This window comes from Rhodococcus sp. P4_B6, from assembly GCF_056402215.1.
The window spans coordinates 1-698 of the sequence record NZ_JBFUHV010000487.1 but is presented as its reverse complement, the minus strand read 5'-3'; the positions used below and the strand labels follow the sequence as shown (position 1 = coordinate 698).

General features: G+C 67.6%; 1 pseudogene. It reads right to left on the bottom strand.

From position 1 onward, the window contains the following. Positions 1-460 precede the first annotated feature (460 nt). Positions 461-698: pseudogene (locus tag AC1DWT_RS51725) on the bottom strand (IS110 family RNA-guided transposase); the annotation flags it as partial.

Here is a 698-nt window from a genome sequence, read left to right as displayed (position 1 = left end):
ACTGATATGGACGCAGATTTGTCAAGAGGGCAGCAGGAGGCGGACGTCCAGGACCGTCGTCGAGGGACGTCCGCCTCGGGTGGCCCCGGATGAATCTGTTGGTTGGTGGCGAGCGTGTCGGTTGTCGACGCGTTGTCGAAGTCTGATATGCGCGGGTTGGCTACCGCAAAGACAGTTGTTCGGCTGGAGTGGATCGCTGGTCTAACCTCGAGCGTGATCCCAACGTGCAGTTGAGGATTGCTCATAGTTGTCTCGCGGGTCACTCCCAGGCGCTGTTGTCACCAACCGTGTGATCATCCGGGACGTTCGTGGGGCCTTCGGCCCCCCGGTCCGTGCCCCATCGGTCGTCGCCGAGGAGCGGGGGCAAGGTGGAGTCCCCGCAGCGCAAGCGAGGAGAACCGACCTTGCCGCCCGACGAGCAACGACCAGAATGGCCGCGACGGGGGGAAGGCCCCRTGGGTCAGTCGTCGAGCACGGCCAACGACCAGCACCACCCGGCGAGCTCGCGGGCGATGGCGGTGTTCGCCAGCACGGGACGCTTGCGGCGGGCGTCGAACCCGGCCCAGCGCTCGTGCAGGCGCCGGTTGCCTCGTTGCCCGCGGGCTCGGGCCGCCGGTGAGGCCTTGTCCCAGCGGCGCCGCAGATCCACCCCGGCACGATAGGGCTGCCGGTGATGCCAGGCGGCCTCGATCAGCAAC